This is a genomic window from Mycobacterium sp. (assembly GCF_040509115.1).
Classification (GTDB): Bacteria; Actinomycetota; Actinomycetes; order Mycobacteriales; family Mycobacteriaceae; genus Mycobacterium.
The window spans coordinates 1-6,131 of the sequence record NZ_JBEVLO010000395.1 but is presented as its reverse complement, the minus strand read 5'-3'; the positions used below and the strand labels follow the sequence as shown (position 1 = coordinate 6,131).

At 67.3% G+C, this 6,131-nt stretch carries 6 protein-coding genes; 3 read left to right on the top strand and 3 right to left on the bottom strand.

Going from position 1 to position 6,131, the window contains the following annotated elements:
- The 3 genes from cysS to carD all read right to left on the bottom strand — a co-directional run.
- A partial coding sequence (gene cysS / locus ABW137_RS27130; protein ID WP_526404564.1) for a cysteine--tRNA ligase occupies window positions 1-926 on the bottom strand: 926 nt, incomplete at its 3' end.
- 145 nt (window positions 927-1,071) lie between these two features.
- Window positions 1,072-1,560 carry a 2-C-methyl-D-erythritol 2,4-cyclodiphosphate synthase gene (gene ispF, locus ABW137_RS27125; protein ID WP_526404563.1) on the bottom strand — a complete coding sequence of 163 codons (489 nt, stop codon included), beginning with the start codon at window positions 1,558-1,560 and terminating at the stop codon, window positions 1,072-1,074.
- A gap of 17 nt (window positions 1,561-1,577) precedes the next feature.
- On the bottom strand, window positions 1,578-2,066 hold the full coding sequence (gene carD, locus ABW137_RS27120; protein ID WP_319454855.1) for an RNA polymerase-binding transcription factor CarD: 489 nt from the start codon (window positions 2,064-2,066) through the stop codon (window positions 1,578-1,580).
- A gap of 396 nt (window positions 2,067-2,462) precedes the next feature.
- On the opposite strand from carD, the gene ABW137_RS27115 reads away from it, so the two are divergent.
- From ABW137_RS27115 to disA, 3 genes are read left to right on the top strand one after another with little or no spacing between them, the layout of a single operon-like run.
- Entirely contained in the window at window positions 2,463-3,062 is a 600-nt protein-coding gene (locus ABW137_RS27115) for a copper chaperone PCu(A)C domain-containing protein (RefSeq protein WP_526404562.1), read from the top strand.
- A 44-nt stretch (window positions 3,063-3,106) separates the two neighbouring features.
- Window positions 3,107-4,486: a DNA repair protein RadA gene (radA, locus tag ABW137_RS27110; RefSeq protein WP_526404561.1), complete on the top strand. Its 1,380-nt coding sequence runs from the start codon at window positions 3,107-3,109 to the stop codon at window positions 4,484-4,486.
- 31 nt (window positions 4,487-4,517) lie between these two features.
- Complete coding sequence (gene disA, locus ABW137_RS27105) at window positions 4,518-5,636, top strand: DNA integrity scanning diadenylate cyclase DisA (RefSeq protein ID WP_526404560.1); 1,119 nt, start codon at window positions 4,518-4,520, stop codon at window positions 5,634-5,636.
- The last annotated feature ends 495 nt before the right edge of the window (window positions 5,637-6,131 follow it).

The following is a 6,131-nucleotide window of genomic DNA, read 5'->3' as shown; positions in this document are numbered from 1 at the left end:
AGCGCATGCTCGGAGAACTCCAGCATCGACCGGTAGTGCGCGCTGCCCAGGTAATAGCGGAGCTCGGCGGCCCGCACTCGCTGCAGGACGGCGGGAATCGCCAGCACGTTGCCGAGCGACTTGCTCATCTTCTCGCCGCCCATCGTGACCCAGCCGTTGTGCATCCAGTACCGCGCGAACCCGTCGCCGACGGCGCGCGCCTGGGCGATCTCGTTCTCGTGGTGCGGGAAGACCAGGTCCAACCCGCCCGCATGGATGTCGAACGCGGCGCCCAAGTACGACTCGCACATCGCGACGCATTCCGTGTGCCATCCGGGGCGGCCAGGCCCCCATGGCGTCGGCCACGACGGCTCGCCGGGCTTGGCGCCCTTCCACAGGGTGAAGTCCCGCGGATCGCGCTTGCCCGTCGCGACGCCTTCACCCTGGTGCACGTCGTCGATCCGGTGGCCTGACAGCTGGCCGTACTCGGGGTAGCTCAACACGTCGAAGTACACGTCACCGCCACCCACATAGGCATGCCCGGCGACGAGAAGGCGGTCAATCAGCTCGACCATCTGGGTGATGTGACCGGTGGCCCTGGGCTCCGCCGATGGCGGGAGCACGCCGAGCGCGTCGTAGGCCGAGGTGAAGGCGCGCTCGAACGTCGCAGCCCATTCCCACCACGGCCTGCCTGCGTCGGCTGCCTTGTTCAGGATCTTGTCGTCGATGTCGGTGACGTTGCGGATGAACGCCACGTCGAAGCCCTTGGCCGTCAGCCAGCGACGCAGCACGTCGAATGCGACACCACTGCGAACGTGGCCGATGTGCGGCAGCCCCTGAACGGTCGCGCCACAGAGATAGATCGAGGCATGCCCGTCGCGCAGCGGCACGAAGTCACGCACCACACCCGTCATGGTGTCGTGAAGTCGTAGGGCGTGATCGGTCACGACCGGCCAGCTTACCGGCCAGTCGAGGGCGCGCCTGCCACACCGCTGATTACTCCTCGCGCAAGCGCTCGTCGGAGTTCATTACTCATCGCGCAAGCGCTCGTCGGAGTTCATTACTCATCGCGCAAGCGCTCGTCGGAGTTCATTACTCCTCGCGCAAGCGCTCGTCGGCGACCACCAGGGCCGTTGCAATCGCCGCCAGGCCCTCACCACGGCCGGTGAGCCCCAACCCGTCCGTGGTCGTCGCCGACACCGATACGGGAGCGCCGAGAAGCTCGGACAGCACTTCCTGAGCCTCGACCCGGCGCGGGCCGACCTTGGGGCGATTACCGATCACTTGCACGACCGCGTTACCGACCGCGAAGCCCTCGGCTCCGAGCAGGCCACGCACGTGTCGCAGCATGTCAGCGCCACTGGCACCGCGCATTTCATCGCGACCGGTACCGAAGACGCTACCCAGATCGCCGAGCCCCGCCGCGCTCAGCAGCGCGTCGCAGAGGGCATGCGCGGCCACATCACCATCGGAGTGGCCGGCGCAGCCGTCGGCGTCGTCGAATTTCAGGCACAACAGCCAACACGGCCGTCCTGCCTGAATCGGGTGTACATCGGTGCCAAGACCGATCCTCGGCACCATCTAGCGCGCCCTGGAAATCAGGAAGCGGCGGCCAGAACCTCGTCGAGAATGGTCTCGGCCTTTTCTTCATCGGTGTTCTCCGCCAAGGCGAGCTCACCAACCAGAATCTGCCGCGCCTTGGCGAGCATGCGCTTCTCGCCCGCGGACAAGCCGCGCTCCTGATCGCGGCGCCAGAGGTCGCGAACGACCTCGGCCACCTTGTTCACGTCACCGGATGCCAGCTTCTCGAGGTTCGCCTTGTAGCGACGCGACCAGTTGGTCGGCTCCTCGGTATGCGGGGCACGTAGGACCTGGAAGACCTTGTCGAGTCCTTCTTGACCAACCACGTCACGCACGCCGACGTACTCTGCATTGTCAGCAGGGACTCGAACGGTGAGATCACCCTGGGCGACCTTCAGAACGAGATACTCCTTGGCCTCGCCCTTGATGGTCCGGGTTTCGATCGCCTCGATCAGCGCGGCGCCGTGGTGTGGATAGACAACGGTGTCTCCGACCTTGAAAATCATCAGATTAGAGCCCCTTTCACAAGGCAATGTTAGCACGGGACGCAGACACGTGTGCCGCAACGGTGCAGGTCAGGGGCACCATGGGCGAACACTAGGGGTTGACAGGGTGACGAATCCGTGCAACGCGCAGCCCTTCGAGCAACCCTCGACACACTCACTTCCACGGTGCGCCAATCGCATTCGGAAGTGACCCAACCGCACCCCGACAGCCGCGTGCCACCGCCCCTCGGTCCGCGTCCGTCGGCTTCCCGGCAGGGGCGCCGGCACCGAGGCTCAGCCTGCGGCCCGGCGCCGACGGCCCTCCGCTACCGCCCTCAACCTCGACCTACTACTCTCCATAGTTGAATAACGGGACCGCCTGCCGCGGTCGTCTCGTCGGTCGAGCAGGAGGCTTGAGTGAAGCTCTTCGAATCGCGTACTTCTGCCGTCGCGTTGGCCGCCTGCGGCCTGACTGCCGTCGTCGCGCTCACCGGCTGCAGCGCCGGTCAGATCTCCCAGAGCGCCAACCAGCAGCCCGCCGTGAACGGCACCCTCGCCTGGGTCGGCGATGCCGAGACCGGAATCGCGCTGCGCAACGTCCACCTGCGGGCCGCGCAGGTCGCCGACTACGTCGAAGAGGGCAGCGACGTCGAGTTGATCTTCGTCGCCGTCAACGAGTCCGCCGACGACGCCGACCGGCTGCTGTCCATCACCTCCCCCATCGGCAACGTCACCGTGACGGGTGACGCGCAGATACCCGGCGGCAAGACCCTGATCGTCGGGACGCCCGACGGCCAGCCGAGCGCTCTGGACACCACCGAGGACGCCGGCTCCGCCGAGGCCACCGTCGCGCTGACCGAGAAGATCAGCAACGGACTGAACTACCCGTTCACGTTCACGTTCGAGCGTTCCGGTCAGAAGGAGCTGCTGGTGCCGATCTCCGCAGGGGAGGCGCCGCGCCGTGAAGCAGAGGGTGCGGGCGGCGGCGGACACGAATCCGACACGGGCGGTCACTAGCTCGCCTCCGCCCGTCTGTCGGTGCGGGCGGATACCGTCACCACGTGTCCAAGGCCGTATCGAAGACGCGTTCCCAGCATCGCTGTTCGGAGTGCCACCACGTCACCGCCAAGTGGGTGGGTCGCTGCCCCGATTGCGGCAGCTGGGGCACCGTCGACGAGATCGCGGTCCTCACAACGGTTTCGGGTACGGCGCGCCGCTCGGTCGCACCCGCCTCGCCCGCGGTTCCCATCAGCTCCATCGATCCCGGCTCGACGCGGCACTTCCACACCGGGGTCAGTGAGCTCGACCGGGTGCTCGGCGGCGGGCTCGTCCCCGGATCCGTGACGTTGCTCGCGGGCGATCCCGGCGTCGGCAAGTCGACGCTGCTGCTCGAGGTGGTCCACCGTTGGGCCCAGGCCGGCCGCCGCGCGCTCTACCTCTCCGGCGAGGAATCCGCGGGCCAGATCCGGCTGCGGGCCGAGCGCACCGGCTGCACCCATGACGAGGTGTTCCTCGCTGCCGAGTCCGATCTGCAGACCGCGTTCGGCCACATCGAGCAGGTCCAGCCGACGTTGATCGTCGTCGACTCGGTCCAGACCATGTCGACCACCGAGGTCGACGGCGTGACGGGCGGCGTCACCCAGGTGCGCGCCGTCACGACCGCGCTGACGATGGCCGCCAAGACCACCGGCGTCGCGATCATCCTCGTCGGACACGTCACCAAGGACGGTGCCATCGCCGGGCCGCGCTCACTGGAGCACCTCGTCGACGTCGTACTGCACTTCGAGGGCGACCGCACCTCGGCGCTTCGCATGGTCCGAGGCGTGAAGAACCGGTTCGGCGCCGCCGACGAGGTCGGGTGTTTCCTGTTGCACGACAACGGAATCGAGTGCGTCGCCGACCCGTCCGGACTCTTCCTGGATCAGCGGCCGCAACCAGTCTCCGGCACCTCGGTGACCGTGACGCTCGACGGTAAGCGGCCGCTCATCGGCGAGGTGCAGGCCCTGATCGGATCGGCCTCGGCGGGCAGTCCACGGCGCGCGGTCAGCGGCATCGACTCCGCGCGAGCCGCGATGATCACCGCGGTGCTGGAGAAGCGAGCCCACCTCAACGTCGGGCAGAACGACATCTACCTCTCGACGGTGGGCGGCATGCGACTCACCGACCCGTCGTCGGACCTGGCCGTGGCTCTGGCCATCGCGTCGGCCTACACCGACATCCCGATGCCCACCACGGTCGTCGCGATCGGCGAGGTCGGCCTGGCAGGCGACCTCCGCAGGGTTACCGGGATGGATAGGCGGCTCGCCGAGGCCGCCCGACTCGGCTTCACCACGGCCGTCGTGCCACCAGGGGTCAAGGACGTGCCACCGGGGCTGAGCGTGATGTCGGCCGACAACATCTCCGGGGCTTTGCGGGTGTTGCGGAACATCACCGGCAAATGAGGGAGAATGACGGCCGGAGCGAGGAGGCGCGATGGCCGTCAAGAGTGCTAGAGCGGGACGGGGCAACGTGGTACAGCTCGCGCGTCCCACCCTGCGCGAGACCCTTGGCAGGCTGGCTCCGGGCACGGCCCTGCGCGACGGGCTGGAACGCATCCTGCGGGGCCGCACCGGCGCGCTGATCGTGCTCGGCTACGACGACACCGTCGATGCGATCTGCGACGGCGGGTTCGCCCTCGACGTCGCGTACGCGCCAACGCGCCTGCGGGAGCTGTCGAAGATGGACGGCGCTGTCGTGCTGTCCAGTGACGGCACCCGGATCCTGCGGGCCAACGTCCAACTGGTCCCCGACCCATCCATTCCCACGGACGAGTCGGGAACCAGACACCGCTCGGCCGAACGGACCGCGGTGCAAACCGGTTATCCAGTGATCTCCGTTAGCCATTCGATGAGCATCGTGACGGTCTACGTCGCCGGCGAGCGCCACGTCGTCCCCGATTCGGCAGCCATCCTGTCCCGCACCAACCAGACCATCGCCACCCTGGAGCGGTACAAGGCCCGCCTCGACGAGGTCAACCGTCAGCTCTCGACGGCCGAGATCGAGGACTTCGTCACGCTGCGTGACGTCATGACGGTCGTCCAGCGCTTGGAGATGGTCCGGCGGATCAGCCTCGAAATCGATGCCGACGTCGTCGAACTGGGCACCGACGGTCGGCAGCTGAAGCTTCAACTCGAAGAACTCGTCGGCGACAACGACACCGCTCGCGAGCTGGTCGCCCGTGACTACCACGCCAACCCCGAGCCGCCGTCGACCGCTCAGGTGACCAGCACGCTCGACGAGCTGGATGCACTCAGCGACAACGAGTTGCTCGACTTCACGGCGCTGGCACGGGTTTTCGGATACCCATCGACACTTGAGGCACAAGATTCCGCGATGAGCTCGCGCGGCTACCGCGCGATGGCAGGCATCCCGCGACTGCAATTTGCCCACGTCGACCTGCTGGTGCGGTCGTTTGGCTCACTGCAGGGCGTCCTCGCCGCGAGCGCCAACGATCTCCAGTCGGTGGACGGCATCGGGTCGATGTGGGCGCGCCACATTCGGGAGGGCCTCTCCCAACTCGCCGAGTCGACGATCACCGATCAGATGGCGTGACCCCAGGCCGCCGAAGGCGATCACCTGCGTCCGTCTAGGCGCTGAGGCCATTGGTCACCTCGCTCGGGGTCGAACGGCCCTGGTTGCCGACGCTCTGTCGGCGGAAGGTCGATGGGGTCGGGTAACGCGCCCGCGAGGAAGGCCGGTGACCAAGAGCGATGAACACCAGCTACAGGCTCCCGTCTTCACTGTTCGAGGCAACCGGGATCCGAGAAATCGTCGATGCCGCGGCGGCGGTGGACGCAGCCAAACGGAGTCCGGGACGAGATGCCCTGGTGGCTGCCAAAGACGACCTGCGGGCAGCCATCCTGTCGGGCCGCGACCAGGGCTTGTCATGGCAGGCGATCGGCGACGCCCTTGGAGTCAGACGCGGATGCGCATACCAACGCTTCCGGCGGCGATCCGGGGACTCGGGCGTCACTGAGATCAGTCGGACGAGCCCCCGCCCGCACCGTCGATGAAATGACCGCGGGAACGCGAACTCGACGAAGCAGC

Bases quoted from the DNA above. Each gene is read 5' to 3' on its own strand.
- ispF (WP_526404563.1), bottom strand. From the start codon at position 1,560: ATGGTGCCGAGGATCGGTCTTGGCACCGATGTACACCCGATTCAGGCA.
- carD (WP_319454855.1), bottom strand. From the start codon at position 2,066: ATGATTTTCAAGGTCGGAGACACCGTTGTCTATCCACACCACGGCGCC.
- disA (WP_526404560.1), top strand. From the start codon at position 4,518: ATGGCCGTCAAGAGTGCTAGAGCGGGACGGGGCAACGTGGTACAGCTC.